Annotated in this window: 19 protein-coding genes and 1 tRNA gene; 6 read left to right on the forward strand and 14 right to left on the reverse strand. The window is 46.8% G+C overall.

Going from position 1 to position 22,077, the window contains the following annotated elements:
- Window positions 1–90: 90 nt before the first annotated feature.
- Window positions 91–840: a hypothetical protein gene (locus tag HW988_RS11420; protein WP_181604395.1), complete on the forward strand. Its 750-nt coding sequence runs from the start codon at window positions 91–93 to the stop codon at window positions 838–840.
- Here HW988_RS11420 and HW988_RS11425 read toward each other — a convergent pair.
- Window positions 837–1,721 (reverse strand): hypothetical protein, encoded by an 885-nt coding sequence (locus tag HW988_RS11425; RefSeq protein ID WP_181604396.1) that lies wholly within the window; start codon window positions 1,719–1,721, stop codon window positions 837–839. The two genes, HW988_RS11420 and HW988_RS11425, sit on opposite strands and share 4 nt — an antisense overlap.
- 175 nt (window positions 1,722–1,896) lie before the next feature.
- On the opposite strand from HW988_RS11425, the gene HW988_RS11430 reads away from it, so the two are divergent.
- Complete coding sequence (locus tag HW988_RS11430) at window positions 1,897–2,235, forward strand: FKBP-type peptidyl-prolyl cis-trans isomerase (protein WP_181604397.1); 339 nt, start codon at window positions 1,897–1,899, stop codon at window positions 2,233–2,235.
- Window positions 2,236–2,288: 53 nt separating this feature from the next.
- Window positions 2,289–2,897 (forward strand): HAD family phosphatase, encoded by a 609-nt coding sequence (locus HW988_RS11435; protein WP_181604398.1) that lies wholly within the window; start codon window positions 2,289–2,291, stop codon window positions 2,895–2,897.
- Window positions 2,898–2,975: 78 nt separating this feature from the next.
- Here HW988_RS11435 and HW988_RS11440 read toward each other — a convergent pair.
- The 5 genes from HW988_RS11440 to HW988_RS11460 form a co-directional block, all read right to left on the reverse strand.
- Window positions 2,976–3,049, reverse strand: a tRNA-Cys gene (locus HW988_RS11440).
- 58 nt (window positions 3,050–3,107) lie between these two features.
- Entirely contained in the window at window positions 3,108–4,556 is a 1,449-nt protein-coding gene (locus tag HW988_RS11445; RefSeq protein WP_181604399.1) for an ATP-binding protein, read from the reverse strand.
- A gap of 84 nt (window positions 4,557–4,640) precedes the next feature.
- A complete protein-coding gene (locus tag HW988_RS11450) occupies window positions 4,641–5,519 on the reverse strand; it encodes a site-specific tyrosine recombinase (protein ID WP_142700644.1) in 879 nt (292 codons plus the stop codon).
- Window positions 5,520–5,645: 126 nt separating this feature from the next.
- Window positions 5,646–6,281 (reverse strand): hypothetical protein, encoded by a 636-nt coding sequence (locus tag HW988_RS11455; protein ID WP_181604400.1) that lies wholly within the window; start codon window positions 6,279–6,281, stop codon window positions 5,646–5,648.
- 68 nt (window positions 6,282–6,349) lie between these two features.
- On the reverse strand, window positions 6,350–7,126 hold the full coding sequence (locus tag HW988_RS11460) for a hypothetical protein (RefSeq protein ID WP_181604401.1): 777 nt from the start codon (window positions 7,124–7,126) through the stop codon (window positions 6,350–6,352).
- Between the two features lie 455 nt (window positions 7,127–7,581).
- On the opposite strand from HW988_RS11460, the gene HW988_RS11470 reads away from it, so the two are divergent.
- Window positions 7,582–8,361 carry an ABC transporter substrate-binding protein gene (locus HW988_RS11470; protein WP_181607758.1) on the forward strand — a complete coding sequence of 260 codons (780 nt, stop codon included), beginning with the start codon at window positions 7,582–7,584 and terminating at the stop codon, window positions 8,359–8,361.
- Here the strand turns inward: HW988_RS11470 and HW988_RS11475 are convergent.
- The 4 genes from HW988_RS11475 to HW988_RS11490 all read right to left on the reverse strand — a co-directional run bounded on the left by HW988_RS11475 (window position 8,358) and on the right by HW988_RS11490 (window position 12,213).
- Window positions 8,358–9,560, reverse strand: a complete 1,203-nt coding sequence (locus tag HW988_RS11475; protein ID WP_255489962.1) for a SpoIID/LytB domain-containing protein — start codon at window positions 9,558–9,560, stop codon at window positions 8,358–8,360. The genes HW988_RS11470 and HW988_RS11475 overlap by 4 nt on opposite strands.
- 99 nt (window positions 9,561–9,659) lie before the next feature.
- Window positions 9,660–10,409 (reverse strand): slipin family protein, encoded by a 750-nt coding sequence (locus HW988_RS11480; protein ID WP_181604403.1) that lies wholly within the window; start codon window positions 10,407–10,409, stop codon window positions 9,660–9,662.
- Window positions 10,410–10,414: 5 nt separating this feature from the next.
- Window positions 10,415–11,695 (reverse strand): nodulation protein NfeD, encoded by a 1,281-nt coding sequence (locus tag HW988_RS11485; protein WP_255489963.1) that lies wholly within the window; start codon window positions 11,693–11,695, stop codon window positions 10,415–10,417.
- A complete protein-coding gene (locus HW988_RS11490) occupies window positions 11,692–12,213 on the reverse strand; it encodes a hypothetical protein (RefSeq protein ID WP_181604404.1) in 522 nt (173 codons plus the stop codon). The genes HW988_RS11485 and HW988_RS11490 overlap by 4 nt, the downstream gene beginning before the upstream one ends.
- Before the next feature lie 164 nt (window positions 12,214–12,377).
- Between HW988_RS11490 and HW988_RS11495 the strand changes: the two genes are divergently transcribed.
- Window positions 12,378–12,872 carry a hypothetical protein gene (locus HW988_RS11495; protein WP_181604405.1) on the forward strand — a complete coding sequence of 165 codons (495 nt, stop codon included), beginning with the start codon at window positions 12,378–12,380 and terminating at the stop codon, window positions 12,870–12,872.
- Between the two features lie 6 nt (window positions 12,873–12,878).
- Here the strand turns inward: HW988_RS11495 and HW988_RS11500 are convergent, their stop codons facing one another.
- From HW988_RS11500 to uvrB, 4 genes are read right to left on the reverse strand one after another with little or no spacing between them, the layout of a single operon-like run.
- Window positions 12,879–14,090 (reverse strand): MFS transporter, encoded by a 1,212-nt coding sequence (locus tag HW988_RS11500; RefSeq protein ID WP_181604406.1) that lies wholly within the window; start codon window positions 14,088–14,090, stop codon window positions 12,879–12,881.
- Between the two features lie 35 nt (window positions 14,091–14,125).
- Window positions 14,126–15,691 (reverse strand): murein biosynthesis integral membrane protein MurJ, encoded by a 1,566-nt coding sequence (gene murJ, locus HW988_RS11505; protein WP_181604407.1) that lies wholly within the window; start codon window positions 15,689–15,691, stop codon window positions 14,126–14,128.
- Window positions 15,692–15,720: 29 nt separating this feature from the next.
- Window positions 15,721–17,610 carry an excinuclease ABC subunit UvrC gene (gene uvrC, locus HW988_RS11510; RefSeq protein WP_181604408.1) on the reverse strand — a complete coding sequence of 630 codons (1,890 nt, stop codon included), beginning with the start codon at window positions 17,608–17,610 and terminating at the stop codon, window positions 15,721–15,723.
- Complete coding sequence (gene uvrB / locus HW988_RS11515) at window positions 17,597–19,675, reverse strand: excinuclease ABC subunit UvrB (protein ID WP_181604409.1); 2,079 nt, start codon at window positions 19,673–19,675, stop codon at window positions 17,597–17,599. The genes uvrC and uvrB overlap by 14 nt, the downstream gene beginning before the upstream one ends.
- 107 nt (window positions 19,676–19,782) lie before the next feature.
- On the opposite strand from uvrB, the gene HW988_RS11520 reads away from it, so the two are divergent.
- Window positions 19,783–22,077: a penicillin acylase family protein gene (locus HW988_RS11520; protein WP_255489964.1), complete on the forward strand. Its 2,295-nt coding sequence runs from the start codon at window positions 19,783–19,785 to the stop codon at window positions 22,075–22,077.

Below are 22,077 nucleotides of genomic sequence, written 5' to 3' on the forward strand. Positions count from 1 at the left end.
CAACAACAATTTATTTATGCAGATAATCTGAAAGAAGACTAATAAAATTTTATTTAGCTTTAACTCGATATGGTAAAAGCGGAGCCCATCTTGAAAAACCTCAATGATTTATTTCAGCTTGTGATTTTAGATTCTCCCATCGAAAACTGGGAAAATAGTGACACTCAAAATGTCTTCGCAAAAATGGTGACTTTAAAAAAGAAAGGCTATGAAAGCTGCTACCAGCAAGGCGTTCTACCTGTGGACACTTCTGATTTTTTTGCGACGCACGTGATGCTTTTTGCAAAAGAAGACAACCAGGAATTAACCCCCGTAATGGGATACAAAACAATATCTCTTAACAAGTGCCGTGAATTCAATCAGACTTTTCCGGGCCTGGCGCTAGTGACCAACGCAAAAATGCCTGAGCATATTGAAGTCCTGAATGGCATCATCTCTCGCTGTGAAAAAGAAAATCGCAACCTGGCTTACCTAGGATCGTGGACAAAAAATCCACACTACGACGTCCCTGCAAATATAAACTTAAAAGACGCTTTTCGCGCCTTTTACCGCCAAGTCTATCGTGAGCAAAACGTGCATGAAGTTGTGATCGGGGGCACTCTTCGTTTTCGTACCGAAAAATTATTTTTCGAATTAGGTCACAGACCCCTCGAAGCAAACGGCGCTCCCCTTTCACACATCCACGTTGCCCACTTAGTGAAGGAACCAGTGTTGGTGATGCACTCGACGAAATTTAACGACGATGCGACTGTAGCTGCCGAAAAAATGTGGGCTGAAGTTTGGAACAACCGGGTGGAAATTGGTGCGGCAGAGATTAAGAAAATGCCTTTGGCGGTTTAGTGTTTGTGATTTTGAAAAGTAATTTCGAAAACGCAGGCTTGCGCTCCCTTGTGAGCGCAGCACTTTTCGACTACACGGGCCTGAGCTTGACCCAAATATAATGGTGCAGATGCCATCATGCCCGCCTTCAAGTGGCAGACATGTTCATTGCCCAGATGTTTTACGCGCATTTCATCTGCGACGTCTCTTTCCGAAGTCACTTCTAACAAAGCTCCCTGCTCATCAAGACTCAAAAAGCGATAACGGCAGTTCTTTTCATAAAACTTAAGACAATCACTCCACATGTGCTCGATGATTTCTCGGGCGCTTGCCATCTGCCCATAATGATCACCCAAGATTGTGGTGGCATTACCAACGTACGTGTAAAGCCCCATGGCAAAAAAGTCTTTGGCTTGAAAACGACGTTTCGCCAAGTAAGTGAGAGTATCAGAAATCACCCGCATGCTGATCGTCGCAAAGGGATCCTGCAAAACCGACTCGCTTAAGCCCAAGTGCTTTAAAATATCAAAGCGCAACTTCCAACCGTGATATCTTTCGATATATTCAAAAGTGGTGATCGTCGTGCGACGACGGCCATAATTTGCATAGGTATAAGGTTCAGGCAAAGCCCAGGATGACTTTTGATCCGCGCGAATTTGCAAATCGTGATAGTCGACTTCCCCGAAAAGAATCTGCTCGGGCGAATAAAGAATCTGATCGGAAATACGAATCAACGAATGCTCAGATAGCTTGCGCTGACCAGTGCGGATAAGAGTGTAATCCCACCAGCTCAGGTCCAAAAGCTCCTGCCACTGATTCTCTGAAAACTGAGAAACCTGGCGGATGCGCTCCAATGTATCGAAGGACAAAGACTTGCCCATTCGTGCAACCGTTGTATTCATGACGCTCCAAATGACGCTGTGGGTTCTACATGGAATCCAGGCCACCTAAAAGCACTTTCTGTACTCACCTTTGTTTATTTAGGGTTCTAAGGGACCACCCGTGCGGTTTTTACAGGGGTCTGAGAGCGGGATTTACCTGACAGGCCGCCATTCCATCATTTAAGGTGGGGGGAGCATGTCACTTTCAGAAGTTCAAATTACAGATCAGATCACGGGTACCGGCGAAGTTGCCAGCAAAGGTGCTTTGGTTTTCATTCATTATACGGGCACTTTAAAGGACGGAACCGTCTTTGATTCATCCCACACTCACGGTCGACCGTTTGAGTTCGTGGTGGGCTCTAAGAAAGTCATTCAAGGCATGAGCCAGGGAGTCCTTGGTATGAAGGTCGGTGGCAAGCGCACCCTGCAAATTCCTGCCAGTCTGGCCTATGGTGAGCGCACCATGGGTAAAATCCCTCCCCATTCTGATTTGATCTTCGAAGTAGAGTTACTGGAGTCGCGCCCTCGCGAATAATCCTCAAGATACAGCGTCTGGCCACCAAGGCATTGCTATGCTACACTTGCTGTATGTTGAATTCATTTTTTCCCAACCACGATTTTAAAGCCTTGCTCTTTGACTTTGACGGCACGGTTGCCGACACCATGCCTGCTCACTTGGGCGCATGGAATAAGGCACTGGCTAAGTATTCGTTGTCTTTAAGCCGCGAGCAGCACCAAGCCTGGGCCGGCCGCCCCACTCATCGGATTGTTGAAATGATGAACGAGCTTCACAAGGCGACCATTGATCCACAGCAGTTCTTGGCGGAAAAAGAAGTTCACTATCTTTCCTCCCTGCATGAAGTAAAAACCATCACATCGGTGATGGATGTGATCACTCACTATCATGGCAAAGTTCCTATGGCGATCGTGACTGGCAGTCGTCGCAAGATCGTGGACCTGACAATGAAACAACTGAATCTGCATTCCTATTTTGATTTATTGGTTTGTGCGGAAGACTACACCCAAGGAAAACCCGCACCGGATTGCTTCCTGATCGCGGCATCAAAACTTAATATCGCTCCCGCAGAGTGTTTGGTTTTTGAAGATGCGGTTTTGGGTATGCAAGCCGCCCACTCTGCCGGCATGAAATGCCTGATGGTGGATGAACAGTACAGCCTGACCCACACACGAAAATGACTTTAAGGTCGGTGGAGAGCAAAAAAAATCCCGAACAGTGTCGGGATTTTTTGAAGCGCGAAATTTAAAAAGAAAAATTGGAGGTGACGAGCGGACTTGAACCGCTGTAGCAGCTTTTGCAGAGCTGAGCCTAGCCACTCGGCCACATCACCCCAGAGTGATTTCGAAGGTCTAATCTATGTTAAATCAGTCGTTTAAGTCAATCTAATCCTAGCATCCGAGTCTTTTGAGGGCCTCGACCGGTTCGAAGGTCATTTTTAGGGCAGTCTCTACATGGTGGGGCTGCAGCTTTTCGACCTGTTCAAGGTCCGCCATGGTTCTTGCGACTCGGAGCGTTGCGAGCTCGCGACGGCGACTGGATATCTCCTTGGGGAAGAGCTCCTTCATATAAAAGCTGGGAAGATCCGAGACGAGCTCTTCATAGTTCCAACGACTGGATAACTTTTTAAATCGCTCATCCACCACCGACTGCCGGGCGCGAAACATGCGACTGGCTTCAAGCTTCGCCAGTATCTCCGCACCCGATACGGACTCACCTTCTTCGCGTTTTTGCGTAAAGAACGTGATGTGAAAGCGATCCACTAAGGGACCCGAGAGTCTTTCCATATAAGACTGACATTTTTTTAAAGACCTGCCGCAGACGACTTTGGATTTGGGAACCCAGTCGCCACAGGGACAGAGATTCGTCGTCGCAATCATTAAGGACTCCGCCGGAAACTCCTCAACGAAACGACCGCGACGGATGCGAATCATGGATTCCTCCATGGGTTCCCGTAAAGACTCCTGAGCACGCACGTTGAATTCCAAAAGCTCATCCAAAATCATCACACCTTTATGGGCCCGAGTGATTTCCCCCTTAAAGGGTGGCACACCCCCACCGATCAACCCAAGAGCGGTGGTCGAGTGATGGGGATGAACCACGGGACGCCAGCGAAGAGGGGCTTCACTGCCACCCCGGTTGTTTTTTGAAATTGTATGCATGTCTTCCTGAGTGGGAGCAGCCAAGAGCGCCGATAAAGTCCGAGCAATCGTACTTTTCCCGGAGCCCGCGGGACCTGCGAGCAAAACGGAGTGTTCTCCCAAAGCGATAATCTCTAACAGCCGCGCCTGCCTTTGCGGAAATTGAAGATTTAAATCACTTTCAGGCCTGCGCACTTCGTATTGTCTGGGAACTGCTGCCACCTCCACGGGTTCACGAACATCCTGCAAACAACTCATGACCCGTCGATCAAATACCGCCACAGAGTTTTGCGACTGCCCTGTCCATACCGGAACATTTTCGTCAGGCTCAAAATCTGTAGGCAAATCTTCGGGTTCATAGACTTCACCAAGTAATCCCAACTCCCCGTACACCATCACATTCTCTGAGGGTTTCGGAAGCTGCTCTGACTCCCATAATATCCCTAAGGCCACGGCCAGCTCCAAACCGCGCGAGGATTTTTTTAAGTGATTGGGACGAAGATTCACCAACACCTGTTGCGCTTTCGGAAATTCGAAACCCTGGGCACGGATGGCACTTTTAATACGATGGATGCTTTCGCGGATTCCCTGATCCGGGAGTCCTAAGAATTGAATTTGCGGCAGTCCCGCAGTGAAATTGATTTCAACCTCGACAGGAACCAGGGCTTCATTTTCGCGAATCAGAGATTTGATTTTCATGAATCGCACTAAAAGCAAAAAAAAGCCCACAACTGGTGTGGGCTTTTTTCGCAAAATCACTGAATGTTAAAACCGAAGATCGGATTATTTCTCTACTTCCGCCATCTGGGAAAGTGGATGATGTTCCTCGATTGTACGAGTCATCGTGTTCGTCGTCACATTCGTGTAGATCTGAGTTGTCTGGATACTTGCGTGCCCCAACAACATTTGGATCGAACGAAGATCCGCGCCACTTTCCAGCAAAGCCGTGGCGCAACCATGACGGAAACGATGTGGGTTTACCGGTTCAGCAAAACCCGCACGTGTCGACCAGCTTGCAAGCCATCTCCACACGTCCACACGAGACGGACGGTGACCACGGTCGTTGATCAAAATCGAAGGACTGTTTTCTTTCATCAGCACAGAACGGTGCTCACGAAGATAAGTCGTCAATGTCTCTGCCAGTTTTTCAGTCAAAGGCACCAAACGCTCCTTACTGCCTTTACCCAAAACTTTGATCCAACGATCTGTTTGGTTAAAGTCAGTGACGTTCAAACCAATCAATTCAGAAACACGGCACCCCAGGCCGTACAAGAACAACAACGTCAATTGATTGCGTGCTGTCTTAACCGGATCTGTCACTTCGGCTGCATCGAAAAGCTGCTGAAATTCTTGCGGAGTTAGAACTTTCGGAAGACCTACTTTGACTTTGGGGGGGCGCAGTTCGCGCAGCTCCGGGCTGTTATGGCCACGAGTCTCGCAGAATTTAAAGTACGTGCGCAAAGACGAAATCACACGCGCTTGGGAGCGAGTGGAAAGCTTATGCTTTTTCATAAATTCGTAAAAGCCGGTCACGTTGTTATGGGTTTTGCGATACTCAATATAGAGTTCCAGATCACGGCGATAAGCCATCACCGTATTTTGGGAACGTCCACGCACATTTTGTAGTTCATCAAAGAAGTCGATCCAAAGAGGTAGTTCCATAGCTAATATTAGAACCAGACTTTGGGCTAAGCGCAAGAAATATTATGTCACCATTTGAAAATAAAAAACGCCCTTCACTGCGAGGTCAGTGAAAGGCGTTTGCGATTTAAAATCTATTTTTCCGTCTTAGTTGAAAGTTCCACCAAAGACAGGGCTGCAATTGATACCGTTTGCTTGCGCCACATGGATACCACCTGGAGGAATTGCTACCAAGCGATTGCCATTGATCATACCACCATTCACTTCCATGATGATATTCCCTGGGTTCGCAACCAATCTTACTGTCGACATCATACCTGCATAAGCCATCGTACCCGGAGTCACTGTATCAACAGTGTATGTGCCCGGAGCGACCTGACAGCCTGAACCGTAAAGATCGTACCAGTTCACTCCTACAGTCATCGTTCCTTGGAACGCCACTGGGCCTGAATACTGATTCAAGTTAGTACCAATATTAGAGTAACCTGGATAACCATACCCCGGATAACCGTTGGTATAAGTACCGTTGTAAGCTGTCGCGCCATTATCCACGATCACATTCAAAGACAAAGAAACCGAATTCATCGGATTCACACTTTGAACAGAACCGAATTGCTGGGCATTTGCGAACCCTACACCGTTCGTCCAAACAGTTCCTGCTGGGACGCCACCGCCTCCGTCATTGCCTTGGCAAGCTGCCATGAATGCTGAAATAGCCAGCATCGCAATCAGCTGCATGATCAATGTCGGAAAACTTACTTTGCGTAAATTAAGTTTATCCATATTTTACTCCTCGTTTAAAAACCGTTCTAAAATTCGCACTCCAGCCAGGCCGGAGTGTTTAAAGTTAATTATTGGAAAGCTGCTGCTTTAGAAATCCCAGAGAATGTACCAAGCTTTCTGTAACCGTCGTTTGGAATCACAGCTGATTTATTGATCACTGAACCCGAGCGACAGTTGTAAGGACCGTCATAGATGAACCAGCATTTTCTGTATGGAGACTGAGTTGCGTAAGATTGTGCGAAGTTCTTATAATAAAGAGAACCCGTCACGATCGTGCCACCTTGAGCATCACCTTGGCTGATAACATTATCAACAACCAGAACCACACCGCCCCACTGATCTTGGAAGAAACCAGAGAACACAGTTTTGCCACCAGAAGTAAAGAATCTATTGTATTCAGCTTCCAACGTGTTGTTGTCTTTCAAACCAGAGTAGCTCGCATTTTTACCAGTGCCTGTTGTAAAGGAACCTGTGTATGTCACACCTGAATCTGTATAAGACATGCTGACTGTCCCTGCGTAACGACCATTACCCACGTCGCTCAATTGAACCTTCAATTTAAAGTTCTTAGGGTCATTGACCGGGCGAGTACCAATGTAATTATTTAACTCTGTGATCGAGACCGGTGTAAAAGTGCCTTCATTAGAATAGCTTGTAGTCGTACCACCATTAGTAGTACCAGAGCCATCTGGTGAAGTTGGGATCGTGCCCGTTCCACTATTATTAGAATCAACAACAACTGCAGTAGACTCTGCAACGGCCATCTTATTATTGCCACACCCAACACCTGCTAGTGCGATTGCGGCCACCAAGATCATCATTGGAGCGTTGAATTTGTTGTTCATACCTTGCCTCTTTCAAGAACCCGTTTTCAATGGTGGGTCCTCACGGTTCTGTAATGCTATGCCTATGCCAACATCCAGAAAGTGGGCTAAGTTATGGATAGAAGGACATATTTCTAGCGATTCTCAAGGTGATACAAACAACCGTTCTGTGACTAAGACCCAAGGGGTAAGCGCAAAAGCGGCACTTATTCTAAAAATAAGACATGTCAAAGATATGTACGCAAAAATAACATTTAAGATTTTCCCTAACATTACCGAAATGGGATGTATCACGTACAAAAAGGACGCAAAAATGACTGTCACTGCAACGAATGTTTTGATCCTCGGCGCTGTATTTATGTTCGCAGCACGAGTATTCATGGGGTTCTAGGAACCAGATTACATACAAGTAAGATGATCCCTGGTGTGACGCCTGTTAAACACCAGTAATGCTTTTTCTGTTTAAACGATTTTTAATGGTCTGTGTGCTCCTTGCAAGCGTCCCCGCTTTGGCAAAGCCTATCAAAATCCTCGTTGAGGACTCCTGGCCCCCCTTTGCATTTAAAAAAGAAAACCGTGCTGTTGGAATGTCGATTGACATCGTTCGTGCTGCATTTAAAAACGTCGGTGAAAACATTGAGCTCGTCCAAGTCCCTTACACCCGCTGTAAAGCACAAACCGCAACGGGTCGCTATGTCGCCTGCTTTAACTCTGCTCATTCCAAAGAAATGGATGCCGATTTCCTCTTCCCCAAAGAGCCCCTTTTCAAAAGCAAAGGCTTGATCATTGCCAATAAAATCACGGTTCGCAGCAAGCCTGCAAAGGTAAAAGATCTAGAAGGTAAATCCGTGGCTCTGCCGGCCGAGTTTCCCTTCGGCAAAGAGTTTGATGAAAACACGCAAATCAATAAGATCTTCACATCCAGCGATCAGACATCACTGATGATGCTAAAATCAAATCGCGTGTCCTATGTGGCAATTGATGAATTCGTTTACTACTATTACTTAAAAACCAATCCCGATTTCAAAAATCAGTTTCACGTCGTGTTAGAACTTTCTGAAGAGCCGATATTCGTGCACTTTTCAAAAAAGCACCAGGACACCGCAGACTTGATTAAAAAGTATGACATCGGTCTTGCGATGCTGAAGGTTTCCAATCGCTATAACGAAATTCTGGAAGACTGGGTGGGAGTAAAGGGTCAAAAGCGCGTGCAGATCTTTTCAGTTCTGCCAAAAACTCACGCCTATGATTACTAGTTTTGCGCGACGCGGGCTGCGGGATAGTAGTGCTTAAGAATCTGCACGAAATTTTGGCCTTTAAGACCCAGGGCTCGACTGCCCCACTGACAAAGACCTACACCGTGACCAAAGCCACGACCGGTGAAAGTATAAAGATCACCTTCTTGTTTCATTTCAAATAAGGTACTGCGAAGTTCTGAAAAACCCAACGCCTGTCGAAACTCATTGGCATTGATATATTTTTGTTCGCCGTCGTTCATCGCAACTTTCACACCGCGCACGCGGGTTTCGTTGTTAGCGCGATCTAAAGTCAACTTCGTCACATCTTCCATACGCAGCTTTTGAGCCAGCTCGGCACGAGTGACTTTCACAGTCCAATGGGCTTTTGGATTTGTCGGGCAGGAATTATCAACCGCCACGCCACTGTTCACCCCACCGCTCCAAACGTTCTTTGCCAGAGTTGTGTGACCACCGCAATCAGCGTGATAGTAGGCTTTTAGAACATTGTGATTACCGGCAAAAAGTTTTACTCCTGCTGTATCGCGCACGGCTTTTAAAGCCTTTTGCAATTTAGGATCGCTTTCATCACCATCCGTAACGTGACGGAAGACTTGGTCCAATACAGAACTCTCCAAGTGATAGGGTTTGTCGGCGCGCTCTTCCATCACAGACAAGGCATAAGATCTGGCCGCGACGGCCTGGGCTTTCAAAGTTTCGAGGGGCCAGTTGGTTGGCATTTCGCTGGATAGAACACCTGCAAGGTATTCATCCAGTGGCAGAACCCCTACCACGTCCACTTGCTCCCCGGGGCCTGCTGACAGCAAGACACGGGATGGAAGACTTTGGGCTCCCACGCGCAGGTTTTCACCTTGGATCATAAGATATTTATCTTTGAACAGATGCTCGTTCTCGCGATTATTTAAGCGCAAAGCCCAGATATGCTTGCCGTTTTTTTTCATCACGCGAACTTCAGCGGAACCACTGTCAGGAATAGCGACATTACGATAGGGCTGAGAAAGAATTTGAAAGCGCAGGGCTTGTCCCGCCACTTGCACGCGTTTGGAATTCGTCAGCAAACGAACTCGAACAAGTTCTTTATCAAATGGGGGTTTTGCGGAAACTTGGGATATTGCCTGCGGTTGCGATTGGGCTTGTGCTTCAGAGATGGAATACGTCAGAGCTGCTAAAAAGCACACCAGGGCCCAGAATAATCTCACGCGCAGTTCTCCATCCTAGAGTTAAAAAAAAGAGGCCCAATCCGTAGGCCTCTTATAGCTATGCTTCTATTTAACCAACATCCGCGAAGGGATGAAAGTCTAGTTTTGATTGCCAGAGTTCAAGAACGGTCTAACCATATCTAGCGGCAACGGGAAGATCACCGTGTTCGACTTATCACCAGCGATTTCTGTTAAGGTCTGCAAATAAGCCAGCTGAAGGGCTGACGGAGAACTTGCCAACATCTGCGAAGCCGCTGCCAGTTTTTCGGATCGTTGCACCTCGCCATCGGCGCTGATGACCTTGGCGCGACGTTCACGCTCGGCTTCCGCTTCACGAGCCATGGCTCTTTGCATTTCTTTGGGCAAATCGATCTGTTTCACTTCCACCATGGTCACTTTGATACCCCAAGATTCTGTATGCTTATCCAAAATACCCTGAAGTGCGCCGTTGATTTTATCACGGTGCTCAAGCACGTCGTCCAATGGATATTGTCCCATCACAGACCGCAAAGTCGTTTGTGCCAATTGACTTGTGGCAAAGTAAAAGTCTTCAATTTTCGTGATCGCTTCCATCGGAGAAATCACTTTAAAGTAAACCACCGCATTCACTTGCATGCTGACGTTGTCTTTCGTGATAACGTCTTGAGGTTTCACATCCATCGCAATCGTACGTGTGTCGACTTTGATCATACGCTCAACGAAAGGAATCAAAACAATCAAACCAGGGCCACGCACGCCAACAGCTTTACCCAGGCGCAAGACCACGCCGCGATCCCATTCATTCAGAATTTTCACCATCGAACTCAAAATGATGGCGCCCACCACTAATAAAATAATAAAAAATTCCATCGCACTTACTCCTTATTTTTCTTAACATTTAATGTGAGTCCCTGGCGTGCCGTCACATTCACCGGCTCTCCAGGTTTCAGGGAATCTTCAGAAACAAAATTCCAGGTTTCACCCATAATTTGCATCTGACCACGGTGACCATTTTCATCAGTGCTGACCACGACTCCGACATTATCTTTCAAATCTTGATCCGCATCACGGGACCTTAAACGCAAAGTTTTAAGAGCCAGATATCCCACGCCGAAAAACACCGCGCCAATCGCCAGCACCACGGACAGGATCACAGTATAAGGCAAAGTATAGCCCGTGCTTTGATCAAACAGAAAAACACTTCCCACAAAAAGAGAAACCAATCCGCCAATTCCCAAAATACCGAAACTTGGAATAAAGATTTCGGCAATCAGAAACCCAATCCCTAAAAGGATCAATGCGAGTCCACCCCATGCTACTTCCAATTTGTGGAAAGCAATCATCGAGAACACCAAGCCAATACCGCCAATCACACCCGGGGCGATAAGACCTGGATGAGTCAACTCCACATACAAAAGCCCCAGGCTTCCCATAAACAGCAGGTACGCAAACTCGGGGTCGGCGATAAAACTTAAAATCTGATAGCGCGTATCGGGAGTGAATTCGCGCAAGTCACCGACTACAACCTGAATCGGAGCTTTATCTTGCATCAATACTTTACGACCTTCCGCTTTCTTTAAGAAATCGGTTTCGTCTTCAGCCAAAATATCCAGGGCTTTGGATTCGACAGCCACAGCGGAACTTACGGATTTTGCTTCGGTCACGATGTCCTTGGAAAACTTTAAATCACGTCCGCGCAAGGTTGTAACACCTTCAAGCCAGCTGACCGTATCGTTGATCATCTTGTTACGAAGATCATCGGGCATTTTTTCACCTGTTCCTAAAATAGGAGTGGCCGCACCCACGTTGGTGGCAATCACTCCCCCATTCACGTGGCAAGCTTGCAGAATAATCGCCCCCGCACTGCCAGCATGGCCGCCGCGTGGAGTAATCAAGCACAGATAGGGAACTTTAGATGCCAGCATGCGCTCGACAATTCGCCGTGTGCTCATCAAGCTTCCGCCAGGAGTGTTCATTCTGACAAAAATGGATTCGCATTTGTTTTCAAGGGCCCGCTTTTCGGCGCGTTCAAGATAATCAGTCGTTGACGCCGTGATGGCTTCGTTGATGGTAATCGCAAGGGTGCAGGTCGCAGCCGATGAAACTTTCGTCCCCAGCAACAACACTAGCAGCACAGGAACTAAGAGCTTCATCATAAATTCAACTCCTTCATCACTTTTTGAAGATCGTTCCAGACGACCTTTTTCGCTGCCGCATCTTCCAGCAGATACGCAGGGCTATATGTTTCAATCCACTTGCCCGGACCTTTGTAAATCATCTCCCCCAGATCTTTCGGGAAAGAACTAAAGACCACCACCACTTTGCTTTCACAAAACTGTGCAAGTTCTGAAGGCAACAAAGAACGATCCTCCACCGTGCAATCCAACTCCAATACTTGAATATTGCGAATTTTCATCGCCGATTTCATTTTATCAAATAAATCGCGCGTTTCGGGCAGAAAGAAACTTTCTTTGGCCTGAGTCAAAATATTTAGGAACACCAGTTCACGGTGAACCATTTCTGCTGGAACGTAAGGACCTTTTTGTGTGAAAAATTGGATTTTTGCAGCCGTTGGATTTACGTCGGACGCAACACCCACGGGCGTTGTCGTGTCATTCAGCATAACCTTTTGCAAACCCAAAACTTCTTCCAAATATTGAACGTAGTCCTTCATGGGCAGGAGCTTACTCCGCCCCCTGTTTCTAGACTATAAAAACCGCTATTAATGCGCTGCTTTGTGGCCTTTGATTCCTAGCAAGAAGGCTCAAATTTATTCCCGGAGGGTGAAAGCCCTGTGACATTCTAGGAAAGCCGATCGAAAGACCCTAAGGAGGGCCCATGAATGCACGTTCTTTAGTGTTTGCCTTTACATTTGTGACTTTTGGATCACTCCCAGCCATGGCTTATCCCAGTGTGGGAGACAAAGTCACTTGGTCAGGCGATTTTAAAACGGCGGAAGGCATTGCCTCTGAAGTTCAAATCATCAAAGAAGTTGTCTCCTACAATAAAGACACCAAAGTTTGGTCTGTGAAAATAGACACTCGTGTGGGTTCAGAAACTTCAACTCAAACAATAGAGACAGCGGACCTTTACACTCCCGCAAATTTCAGTTCGATGCTGACTCAGTGTAAAGATAAAGGTGGAGTGTTAGAAACTTTAGAAACAAATCCGGGAAAATATAAAACCTGCAAAATCACGACGACTGAAAATGGCGTGGTGATTGAAAAATGGTGGGGCGATATTCCGTTTGGAATCGTCAGTAAAGCAACTCGCGCCCCTACAGGAGTCAATGGCAATGACTCCCCTTTGAATGTGGCAACGCGAGGTCTTTAACTTCTCTTATAAAGATTTTACAACTTTGGAATTCAGGAATTTATAAAGAGCAATAACTGTTAATCCGGCTGACGACGTGATCAGCGCCATGCTTGTGGAACCCATCCGCGCCATGGCTCCCCAGCTGACGGAACCCAACGCCATTCCGGCATAGAACACGGCTAAGAAAACACCGAGCATGGTGGCTTTCAGATGCGACTTACCTGTAAGTTGGCGTGAACTCATGTTCATCAACGTCGCAAGGATCAACCAACCAATTCCGGCAAAGAACATCCCCTGACACATGAAAATATAACTGGGTGCTACACCAATAAAAAACAATCCCACGGCATAGACAAAGTAAGCACCAGCCAAGGACTGCCCGGTTCTTTCTGGCAGCATGATTTTGTTGGAGTAAATCGTCGCGAAACAAGCACCCAGACCTAAGAATCCCAGCAGTGAACCATATTGCCAGCTATTCAAACCCAACTCCAAACGGCCGCGTGTTGGATAAAGAGCCCACAAGCTGGAAGCAAAGAAAGTGACGATGAAGATCTCCACCCACAATTTCATATTATGGAAGGAGAACAAAAATTCGAATTCTTTTTGCGTGAATTTGATTTCCTTTTTTTCTTCATGATGAGGAGCCGCTTCTTTAACTGGCCACTTCCAAAAAAATAAAATCAATCCCAGGAAAGAAAGACTGTTTAGGCAAAAGGCCGCCGCCGGACCAACTCCCCCCAAAATCACACCACCCAAGGTGGGACCTAAAACGCGCGTGATGTTGATGCCGATATAATAAACCAACACCGCCTGCGCTTGGCGCTCGCTAGGGACAAGATCTGTCAGCACACTTTGAAACGGAGGATTGGAAAGAGCAAAGCCCACCCCCATCACCAGCGATAGTAAAAGCAACGAGCCTTCGGTGATTTTTTCCTGCCACACCAAATATGCTAAGATGGCGGCAGCAATAAACATCATGCTTTCGGATGCAAGCAGGATGCGACGACGATGCCCCTGATCAGCCAAATACCCGGCCGCGATACTTAGAAACACCACCGGCAAGTTACTTGTGAATGAAAGCAAAGAAACAATCAAAGGCGACGTTGAAAGATGTGTCATCACCCAGCTTGCGGCCACATCCTGAATCCAAGTTCCAAGATTTGACAAAAAAGCACAGATCCAAAAGTTACGGTAAACTGAAATTTTGAGCGGTGACCACATAGATGAATCATTCATGACGAACAAATCTTACTATGGTTTAAGGGCACCGACTAGCGTTTCAAGCGGCGCAAGACTTTTTCCAAGAAACCTTGTGCTTGCTCAATCTTGAATACGTATCCCAATCCAAAGTAAAGCACACCATAGATAACGACTGCGACCGCAGCCCTGATGATGACATGCAAATCCTGAGACATCGCTAAGCGAGCGACAACGGCTCCAACCGCAGCGCTGACAGCAGCAATAGACCAAACCTTGGCTTGGAATTTAAGGGGCAAACCCGTCTCGCCAATCTTACGGTTTAAAGCGCGGCGCAGGTAAAAGAATTCAATCCAACCCGCGATTCCAGCCGATGCCGTCAAACCTGGCGTCCCCCACTGAGCATCAAGATGCAACCAACCGGGAAGGTAAAATGCGAACAGCACACCTAGACCTGTTGTTGAAATCACACGAACCACCGCGTACTTTAACGGCGTGCGCGTGTCTTTTAAAGAATAAAATGTCGAGGAATACAAACGACCCAAGGTGGAGGCAAGTAAACCCACCGTTGAACCGATCAATACCATCCAAACCGTTTGCGTGCTGCTCGCATCAAATTGGCCCGTTTGAAAAACGGCCCCTACGATAAGATCGCCCAAAAGCAAAAAGGCCACGACACTTGGAATGACAAAAAAAGCGATCTGCTGCAAACCGCGATTCAGACGACCTTTAAGATAATTACGGATCTCTTCATCGCTGCCCACGGCTTGGGACATACTGGGAAGTTCTGCCGCAGAAACACTCATACCAAATAAACTGACTGGTAATAGGTAAAGAGTTTGCGCATACGCCAATGAAGAAACTGCCCCCGTGGGCAAAAGACTGGCAAGCATACTGTCAATATAAGCACTGACCTGGACAACTCCACGAGAAACGACGACCGGAACAAAATTTCTCATGACTGTCGTAACACTCGAAATTTTCAAATCAAGTGAGGGCTTGATTTTTTTACCCAGGCGAAGCGCTGATGGTAACTGTACGAAAAATTGCAAAAAGCTTCCTGCAACCAAACCCCACGCAACCGTGATGGCGAGATCAAATTGCATCTGTTTGGAACCCCAGATCACCAAGGTCGCGATGATCGTCAAATTCCAAATCACCGGTGCAATGTAGGATAAGAAAAACTTTTTATGAGAATTCAAAATCCCCAAACACCAAGCGGACATCACCAAAAAGCCTGTTCCTGGGAACAGGATCTGCACTATTTGAATAGTCAGTTCGCGCTTTTCACCTGTGAACCCGGGGGCGATGAGATCAATCAGGAATGGCGTCGCAAAAACACCACTGATCACCAACAACGAAGTCAGCAAGAACATTAAACTGCCAATAACGGAAGCCACCTTGGCGGCTTCTTCGTCATGCTTTTTCGCTAAAAGTTGAGCATAAACTGGAATGAAGCTGGCCGAAAGCACACCCTCACCGAAAAGATTTTGCAGGAAGTTTGGAATTTTAAGAGCAGCTTTAAAAGCATCACCGGCTGCGGAGTTACCAAAGAAGTGGGCAAACACACGTTCGCGAACCAGTCCCGCGATACGGCTTAAGAAAATGGCAATTCCCACTAAAAAGGCATGATTCTTCATGTGCACTCTATTCGGCTATAAGCCGGGCTTTATTCAGCTTCGACTTCTTCTTCTTCCGATTCATTCAATTGCAAAATAATTCGCTCCGCCAAAACGCGGTTGAAGCTTTTAAGTTTTGCAATCTCACTAGGATCGGCCATTCTGATTTCATCAATAGAGTTAAACTGAGTCAAAAGAGTTTTCTTTCTTTTTTCGCCTAAACCCACAACGTAATCCAATTCGCTCTCTAAAGACGTTCCTTCGCGTAACTTACGGTGGTAAGTGATGGCAAAACGATGGGCTTCGTCACGAATGCCCACCAGAATATGCTGGGCTTCGGAGTTGTTCTTGAAGATCACCGGGTTTGCACGGCCCGGCAGAAAGAAACGCTCATCTGTAGATTCCACTTCGGCCTTTTGAAAGTCACTTTCAGTACGAGCTTTGGCTAAACCCACCACCGGAATGTCATTACGTCCAATTTCAGTCAAAATCTTGATGGCTTGGGACAATTGCCCTTTACCACCGTCGATAACGATCAACTGCGGATCTTCATATTCCGTGTGCTTAAATCGGCGACTTAAAACCTCATACATGGACGCGAAGTCATTGATACCTTCGACTGTTCTGATTTTATAACGACGGTAGTGATCCTTGGCCGGGACTCCCTCCTCAAAAACCACCTGGGATGCGACAGTCTCTGCCCCTTGGAAGGTGGAAATATCATAACACTCGATACGACGAGGCATTTCCGAAAGATTGAATTTCTCTTTGATCTCTTGCAGACCACGGAGTTTTTCTTCGGACTTGGATACGTACTTTAAAAAATGCGCCTTGGCGTTTTCATTGGCCATTTCCACCAAATTTCGACCGCGTTCATCCGTTGCAAATCGAACTGTCGATTTCGTTTCGGAACGCGATTCCAAAACCTGTTCCATCAACTTATTCAAGTCACTGCCAATATCCAATGGCAACAAGACATCATCGGGAATAAAGTTGTCTTCGTAATACTGATTCAGGAAGTCCACCATCCACTCACGCGGATCTTCCACTGGGTCGTTCGGATCAAAATGCGGCAAGAAGTGAGGACGCGTTCCGATCACACGACCTGAACGCACGTGGACTGTTTCAATCAAGCAGCCACGGTCATCCCCGTAATAACCCACGGCATCCTGATCTTTTTCTGTCGTATCATTGATGACTGATTGTTTTTCCAGAATGGTCTTAATGGCCTCAATCGAATCACGCAAGCGCGCTGCTACTTCGAATTTTTCTTCGTCGGCGGCACTCATCATTTTTTCTTTTAACGCTTTTATGACCTTTTTGTTCTGGCCTTTCAGGAATAGCTTCGCCCCTTCAACTTCACCTTTATATTCTTCTTGAGAGATATATTCCACGCACGGAGCCGTACAACGACCAATCTGGTACGTCATACAAGGGCGTTTACGTGTGTTGAACATAGCATCTGTACAATCACGAATTTTAAAAGTGCGGTTCAAGAAACGAATGGTCCCCTGCACAGCCAAACCTGACGTGTAAGGTCCAAAATACAAGCTGCCATCGCGCTTTACTTTACGAGCGACAAACAGACGAGGAAATTTCTCTGACCAACTGAGGCGAATGTAAGGATAAGCCTTATCGTCACGCAGTCGGATATTGTATTTGGGACGATGCTTTTTGATCAACGAAGCTTCCAGCAAAAATGCCTCAACCTCGGTTTTGGTTAATATGTATTCAACTTCCAGGATATTAGAAACCAGAAGTCTGGTTTTCGGAGAGTGATCTTTGCTATCTGTAAAGTAACTGCGAACACGATTGCGCAAAGACTTGGCTTTACCGATATAGATAATCTTATCGCCAGGTCCTTTCATCAGGTACACGCCACTTTGCGTGGGGAATTCGCGCACCTTATCGCGTATTTCTTCGAACTTACTCGAGGCCATCTTTATTCACCTTGGCGCTATCGCCCTCAACTTCACCACTGCGAATGCCCAACTCAACGATCTGTAAGCGCTTGATTTCATCACGCACTTTCGCGGCTTCCTCGAAATCAAGATTTTTAGACAGCTTACGCATTTTCTCACGAAGCTTGTCGATTTCCTGGGTCAGTTTGTCGGGCGCATGGGAATACTTATTCACAATCGCCTCCTGGCGATTCTCTCCCTTCAGCGGCTGTCCACCTACAGATCCATCGAATGTTTCACCCAAACCATCTCTGATTTTCTTACGAATAGATTGTGGCGTGATCCCGTGCGCTTCATTGTGTTCCTGCTGAATGCGTCGACGACGTTCGGTTTCCCCGATCGCTTTTTTCATACTGTCGGTAATCACGTCACCATACAAAATCACGCGCCCGTTCAAGTTACGGGCCGCACGGCCAATTGTTTGAATCAAAGAACGCTCAGAGCGAAGAAATCCCTCTTTGTCGGCATCAGTGATACCCACAAGACTCACCTCTGGAATATCCAAACCTTCTCTTAAAAGATTGATCCCGACCAGAACGTCAAAGACGCCCAGACGCAAATCGCGCAGGATTTCAGAACGCTCGATCGTATCGATATCACTGTGAAGGTACTTGATCTTGATGCCCAAGTTTTCATAATACTCAGTCAAGTCTTCGGCAGAACGTTTCGTCAAAGTCGTGATCAAGACACGTTCTTTAAGCTTGATGCGCTCGCGGATTTCTTTCAGCAAATCATCGACTTGATGTTTTACCGGGCGCACCTCCACCACAGGATCAATCAATCCCGTCGGACGAATGATCTGCTCGACGATGATCCCTTCGGATTTTTGCAATTCATAATTTCCCGGAGTCGCGGACACATAGACGACTTTGTCCATCATCTTTTCGAACTCTTGAAAATTCAAAGGTCTGTTATCCAATGCGGAAGGCATACGGAAGCCATGCTCCACCAGCGTGGTTTTACGAGCACGGTCTCCACGATACATACCACCGATCTGCGGTACCGTGACGTGAGATTCATCGATAAAGGTGATGAAGTCTTTCGGGAAATACTCCAGCAAAGTTGGAGGAGGTTCGCCTTCTCCACGGCCCGTCAAGTGGCGCGAGTAATTCTCGATCCCCTGACAGAAACCCATTTGTTCCATCATCTCGATATCATAATAAGTTCTTTGCTCCAGGCGCTGAGCTTCCAGGAATTTTAAGTTTTGATTTAAATACTGCAGGCGATCGCGCAACTCATCTTGGATGGTCTTGATGGCGCGTTTTAGATTGTCATCACCGGTCGCATAGTGACTTCCGGGATAGATACCGATTTGATCGATTTCTTCCAGTACTTGCCCCGTCAATGGATCAATCCACGACAGCCTTTCGATAAAGTCACCAAAGAATTCCACGCGGATCACACGGTCTTCCTCATAGGGTGGGAAAATTTCGACGTTATCGCCCCGCACACGCACAGTTCCACGAGTGAAATCGACGTTGTTGCGCTGATATTGTACACGGATTAGTTCACGCAAAAGATGGTCGCGTTTCATTTCTGTGTTCGAAACCACCTGAATCATCATTCCTTCGTAGGCTTCCGGAGACCCCAAACCATAGATACACGAAACGGAACTGACGATGATCACATCGCGACGATCAAACAAAGAACGCGTCGCCGAGTGGCGCATGCGATCAATCTGCTCATTAATTGCCGAGTCTTTTTCAATATAAGTGTCCGTCGAAGGAATATAAGCTTCCGGCTGGTAGTAGTCGTAGTAACTGACGAAATACTCCACCGCATTTTGCGGGAACAGCTCTTTAAACTCCGCATAGAGCTGAGCCGCCAATGTTTTATTAGGAGCTAGCACCAAGGCCGGTTGATTCAATCGCGCAATAGTATGCGCCATACTGAAGGTTTTCCCCGAGCCGGTTACACCTAACAGAGTTTGGTGTTTTAAACCTGCAGCAATGTTTTCCACCATCTGCTCGATCGCTTTTGGCTGATCACCAGAAGGTTTGAATTCAGATACCAGTTGAAAGTTCTTTTTATAAGCTTTGGCCATCCCTCTGATTCTAGCATAATTGAAAGCCAATTCGCTAGAGGTCCCTGCGGTGCATGATGACATCTCGCAGGCTTGCCTGAAGAGCTAGTCTTTGTGACAGTGAGGGCATGAGAAAACTCAAAATCTCCCTGTTGATTCTTGCAGTAATGGTCGTTGTGGCCGGCGTTGGAACTTATACCTTCATGCGACGCTCATTGGCGCCTCTCGACGGTGAAATTTCGCTCACAAACATGCAGTCTCCCGTTAAAATCCAACGTGACTCCTTTGGCATCCCTCATATCTTTGCTCAAAACAAAACTGATGCATTTAGAGCCCTGGGATATGTCATGGCCAGCGAAAGACTTTTCCAAATGGAAATGGCTCGCCGCCAAACACAAGGATTGCTTTCCGAAGTGATCGGCGAAAAAACCATCAAATCCGACATGCTGTATCGCAGTCTTGCGTTGAAAGAGACTTCAGAAAAGATGCTGGCGAAAAAGCGCCAAGACGGAACTTTCGATCACGAGATGTGGGCCTTAATGGAAGCCTACTGCGACGGCGTAAATCAATATGTCGCAACTCGTCCCGTTCCTTATGATTTGGCGATCCTGGGGATCAAACCAAAACCATTCTCCCCGATTGATTCTTACGTGATGACAGGACAGATCGCTTACAGTTTCGGAATTGCACTGCGAGTGGACCCGACGATGACCTCACTGTCTCAGAAGTTTTCACCGGAAATTTTTAATGAGCTTCGCAATGATCAATTAAAAACTCCCTACAAAAATGCGGGCAATATCGATTTAAGCCCCCTTTACTCCGTGGCGGATAATTCTTTTGCGACGGTTTTTGATAGCAGCAACTCGTGGCTTTTAGCGCCGAAACGTTCTGCCAGCGGCAAAAGTATTTTTTCCAATGATCCGCACATTGCCTATTCACATCCTTCGGTGTGGTTCGAAGCTCACATCAACACGCCTGACTTTGAAATTTACGGTCACTATCTGCCATTGGTTCCATTTGCGATCTTGGGGCACACGCCTCACCACGCTTGGGGATTTACGATGTCCCAAACAGATGACATGGATCTTTATGCTGAAAAGATTGATCGTACGAAAAAAACTTTGATCTTTAATGGCAAGGAGCAGTCTTATCAGGTTCGCAAAGAAACGATCCTGGTAAAAAAGCAGAATCCGATCAATTTGGAGATTATTGAAACTCCCCATGGTCCTTTAATGGATCACGTGATCGACGCTGATTTGTCGATGAAGTGGGCTTATCACAAAGTCGACAACGATCCTTTATATGCGCTTTACATTATGGGTAAGGCAAAGGACATGAAAACTTTTGAAGACGCACTGAAACCGGGTACGGCTCCCGGCTTGAATGTGATGTACGCTGACGCCGACAATATCGCGTGGTGGATGTTTGGTGACGTGGAAGTTAAGAACAATCCCAATTCAGATTTGATTTTAGATGGCACCAGCGGCAAAGATGAATACAAGCGCTTGCTGTCATGGCAGGAAAAACCTCACACGGTGAATCCTGATTCCGGCGTGATCGTGACCGCCAACACTCGCCCGGCAAATGCGGATTCAGAAATTCGTGGCGACTGGCAAAGTGCGGACCGCCAGAACACGATTCTGAGGGAGCTAAGTCTTAAAGAAAAATGGAACAGCGAAGAGATGCGCGCCTTGCAGGTTAAAAACTACAACATGGCCAACGCCCTCTTGCTGCAAAAAATGCTGGGTTATTTGCAGCTGACCCCCGCAGAGCAAACCAACTATGGACCATGGTTAAATCGCCTGAAGAATTGGAACTATATTTCTGATCCTGACTCCCAGGAAGCAAGTCTTTACTATGAGTGGGTTAATCAAAGTCTTTTGTTGATGTTGTCTCCTTTGAATGATTTGCGCGCGACTTATCTTTCGACTCCCCATGCCTGGATGTTTTTTGAGCGTGTTGTAAAAAACGAAAACTCTCCGTGGTGGACGCTTGTGAAACCTTCCGATGTCTTTACTGATGGTTTGCGTGCGACTTTTGCAAAATGGGCGCAACCGCCTCAATGGGGCAAGCTGCATACGATTGAGTACATTCACCCCCTGGGACGGGAAAAACCTTTGAGTTATATTTTCAATCTGGGCCCTTATCCGATGGGTGGAGCTTATAACGAAATCACCAACAATAAAGCGCGCTCTTTGGGAGCGGACTTTAATGTGACCGCGGGTGCCTCCACTCGCCGAGTTGTTGATATGGCGGATGTTGCACACAGTTGGGGGATCAATCCCATCGGTATCAGCGGCCATATGCTTTCGCCATTTTACCAAGATCAAGTGGAGCTATTCTTACGGGGAAAACATCGTCCTCAATTGATGAATCCAGACGAGATTGAAAAAAACAAATCCCACGAGTTGATTTTAAAATAA

Source organism: Bdellovibrio sp. KM01, assembly GCF_013752535.1.
GTDB lineage: Bacteria > Bdellovibrionota > Bdellovibrionia > Bdellovibrionales > Bdellovibrionaceae > Bdellovibrio.

Excerpts from the sequence above, each read along its gene's own strand:
- HW988_RS11425 (WP_181604396.1), bottom strand. The coding sequence starts at position 1,721 with ATGAATACAACGGTTGCACGAATGGGCAAGTCTTTGTCCTTCGATACA.
- HW988_RS11430 (WP_181604397.1), top strand. The coding sequence starts at position 1,897 with ATGTCACTTTCAGAAGTTCAAATTACAGATCAGATCACGGGTACCGGC.
- HW988_RS11435 (WP_181604398.1), top strand. The coding sequence starts at position 2,289 with ATGTTGAATTCATTTTTTCCCAACCACGATTTTAAAGCCTTGCTCTTT.
- HW988_RS11445 (WP_181604399.1), bottom strand. The coding sequence starts at position 4,556 with ATGAAAATCAAATCTCTGATTCGCGAAAATGAAGCCCTGGTTCCTGTC.
- HW988_RS11450 (WP_142700644.1), bottom strand. The coding sequence starts at position 5,519 with ATGGAACTACCTCTTTGGATCGACTTCTTTGATGAACTACAAAATGTG.
- HW988_RS11455 (WP_181604400.1), bottom strand. The coding sequence starts at position 6,281 with ATGGATAAACTTAATTTACGCAAAGTAAGTTTTCCGACATTGATCATG.
- HW988_RS11460 (WP_181604401.1), bottom strand. The coding sequence starts at position 7,126 with ATGAACAACAAATTCAACGCTCCAATGATGATCTTGGTGGCCGCAATC.
- HW988_RS11470 (WP_181607758.1), top strand. The coding sequence starts at position 7,582 with ATGGTCTGTGTGCTCCTTGCAAGCGTCCCCGCTTTGGCAAAGCCTATC.
- HW988_RS11480 (WP_181604403.1), bottom strand. The coding sequence starts at position 10,409 with ATGGAATTTTTTATTATTTTATTAGTGGTGGGCGCCATCATTTTGAGT.
- HW988_RS11485 (WP_255489963.1), bottom strand. The coding sequence starts at position 11,695 with ATGATGAAGCTCTTAGTTCCTGTGCTGCTAGTGTTGTTGCTGGGGACG.
- HW988_RS11490 (WP_181604404.1), bottom strand. The coding sequence starts at position 12,213 with ATGAAGGACTACGTTCAATATTTGGAAGAAGTTTTGGGTTTGCAAAAG.
- HW988_RS11495 (WP_181604405.1), top strand. The coding sequence starts at position 12,378 with ATGAATGCACGTTCTTTAGTGTTTGCCTTTACATTTGTGACTTTTGGA.
- HW988_RS11500 (WP_181604406.1), bottom strand. The coding sequence starts at position 14,090 with ATGAATGATTCATCTATGTGGTCACCGCTCAAAATTTCAGTTTACCGT.
- murJ (WP_181604407.1), bottom strand. The coding sequence starts at position 15,691 with ATGAAGAATCATGCCTTTTTAGTGGGAATTGCCATTTTCTTAAGCCGT.
- uvrC (WP_181604408.1), bottom strand. The coding sequence starts at position 17,610 with ATGGCCTCGAGTAAGTTCGAAGAAATACGCGATAAGGTGCGCGAATTC.
- uvrB (WP_181604409.1), bottom strand. The coding sequence starts at position 19,675 with ATGGCCAAAGCTTATAAAAAGAACTTTCAACTGGTATCTGAATTCAAA.
- HW988_RS11520 (WP_255489964.1), top strand. The coding sequence starts at position 19,783 with ATGAGAAAACTCAAAATCTCCCTGTTGATTCTTGCAGTAATGGTCGTT.